The 2,562-nt window shown below is 42.7% G+C and carries 2 protein-coding genes; both read left to right on the forward strand.

Annotated features, from left to right (window positions below; genetic code table 11):
* Positions 1-132: 132 nt before the first annotated feature.
* A complete protein-coding gene (locus LD39_RS07315; protein ID WP_035544629.1) occupies positions 133-2,073 on the forward strand; it encodes an S-layer homology domain-containing protein in 1,941 nt (646 codons plus the stop codon).
* A 109-nt stretch (positions 2,074-2,182) separates the two neighbouring features.
* Positions 2,183-2,562, forward strand: a 380-nt coding sequence (locus LD39_RS07320) for a WecB/TagA/CpsF family glycosyltransferase (protein ID WP_035544632.1), incomplete at its 3' end; no start/stop codon positions are given.

The raw sequence follows: 2,562 nt of genomic DNA on the forward strand, positions 1-2,562 counted from the left end.
AAAAAAAGAAAATAATCATTCTACCCCCATATTTTAGCTAGTTTGGTAGATTTACCGAAAATTAACTATTATTCGACAATCTTTTTTGGTACATTATTTAATAGATTCTAAATAAGGGGGAATAGACTCATAATGAAAAGATTTTTGTTTTTCGGTGTCGTTTTAGCTTTTCTGCTGTCACTATTCACACCAGGTGTCGCGAAAGCTGAAGCCGCCGACGATATTACCGGACACTTTTTTGAAGAAGATATGAGGAATTTAATTGATGAAGGAATTCTCAAAGGTTACGGAGACAATACATACTTACCAGAGAAACCCGTCAATAGAAGTGAATTTACGGCATTCTTAGTCAGAGCTTTGGATTTAGAAATGAAAGCTGCTGCTGATTATTCCGTCGCTCAAGTCTCCGAATCTCCATCCTTCTCCGATGTTACACCCGAAGATTGGTTTTATCCTTCCGTCATCACTGCGAGCACACAAAGTCTAGTCAATGGTTATCCGGATGGTTCTTTCCGTCCGAAGCGTGAAATTTCACGGGAAGAAATGGCGGTCATGATCATGCGCGCCGCTGATTTAAAAGGCGTTGTCTCAGAAAAAGAGCCACTTAATTTTGACGACAACGAAGAAATCCAGGATATTTATCGTGAAGCTGTCCAACGCTTGACGAACTTAGGAATTCTGACTGGTAAAGTCGATTCTGAAGGCAACAAATTCTTTGATCCTAAAGCAAGCACAACACGTGCCCAAACCGCAGGAGTGATCAATCGATTGCTGAATATTATCAATCCTCCCGTACCTCTTAACTATGAAGTGGCTACGTTAAGCACAGATGGTGAACCTGAGGTCACAGGAAAATACGAAACGTTTGAAGAGGCGAAAAGCCATGTTTCCGGCAATCAAGTAGTCATGAATGGCAGCAATATCGTCTGGATTAATGACGGTATGGTTGTATCGAACAAATTTGCTTACGTTTATCCAACAGAATCGTTAGCTACCGCTAGCACCTATGTCACATCAGGCATCGAAATGAAGTATCTCGGCGCAACAGAAACATGGGTGAAAGTTCAAATCGCAGACACCGTCGGTTATATTGACGCAGATGCTGCCAACCTGAATCCTTCCCACATGGTGACAAAGCGATCGTATTACGAAGCACGAAACGGTGATTTGTATCATCACATTTATAACCCGATCACAGAAGGAATAGTGAGCTATGTGTACGGCAAAGCGCCTTCTTTCTTGAGTGAAGGGAAGAAATACTACAGCTGGAACGGAAACACGTTCTATAACACAACCGGCGATCAAGTCGGCGATGCGTATCAATACTTTAACCGCATGCCGCTGTATTCAAAAACACAGTACACTGCTGAACAGTTAAACCAGTTTATCGCTGCAAAACGTCCAGGCAGCCCGCTGATCGGGTTAGGCGAAGCGTTCAAAAAAGCAGAAGAATTGCACGGAACAAACGCCATGTACTTACTATCCCATGCCATTATCGAGAGCCGCTGGGGAGAAAGTGATATCGCACGAGACAAAAATAACCTCTTCGGAATCAACGCTGTCGATGCGAACCCTTACGAAAATGCAACAACATATGACAGCTATGAAGACGGCATTTTAGAAGCTGCCGAACAGTTCATCGTTCCAGGTTATTTTAAGGATGAAAACTGGCGCTTTAATGGGGCTCACTTAGGAAATAAGAGCACAGGCATGAACGTACGCTATGCTTCTGACCCTTACTGGGGACAGAAGATTTCAAGCATCATGTATCAGATGGATCAATATTTGAGCAGCACGCTGGATGTGCCTGCTGAATACGGACAATATGGACTGGCTGTTTCGAAACAGAACAACACCAACGTCCGATCAACAGCAAAAGTCGACAACAACGACATTTACCAGTTGAAAAAAGCCGGTTCTACGGTTCAAATTTTAGACGAAGTTTCTGCAAATGGAACCTGGTATAAAATTGCACCGAAAAATATCAGCGACCGCAGCTATGAGGACGCGTTTGTCTATAGCCACGGCGGATCCTACGGAACATTATTTGATCGACTGAATATCGCGCAGTAATTTTTCTAACAATGCAATGACAAAGGGGGCAAAACCATATGGTTGCCCCTTTTTTTGTGTTATATTATCTAGAGTAAGTATGCGCAATTTCAAAGGAGCCACACCACATATGAAGCAAGTGAAAATCATGGGGGTCCCACTTTCACACATCGATCACAAAACTTTGGTCAAAAAGCTGGATGAGCACGTAATGCTCGAAGAGAAATCGTTCGTCATTACGGTCAATCCTGAAATTGTGATGTTAGCGAACGCGGATACCACCTATATGAATCATTTACTTAAAGCCGACTATATTACCGCAGATGGCATTGGAATCATCCGCGCTTCTCAACTGCTTAGAGACCCGCTTCCTGAACGTGTCACGGGCTATGACTTAATGATCGATTTGTTAAGTATTTCCAACATCAAAGGATATAAAATCTTTTTATTAGGCGCCCAGAACCACGTGCTTGAACGAGTGGAACAAAACCTTCAGCATTTTTACCCTGA

This window comes from Halobacillus sp. BBL2006 (assembly GCF_000786645.1).
In the GTDB taxonomy this organism is placed as follows: Bacteria; Bacillota; Bacilli; order Bacillales; family Halobacillaceae; genus Halobacillus.

What these genes read in the sequence shown, in the direction of transcription:
- LD39_RS07315 (WP_035544629.1), top strand. Translation starts at nt 133, where the DNA reads ATGAAAAGATTTTTGTTTTTCGGTGTCGTTTTAGCTTTTCTGCTGTCA.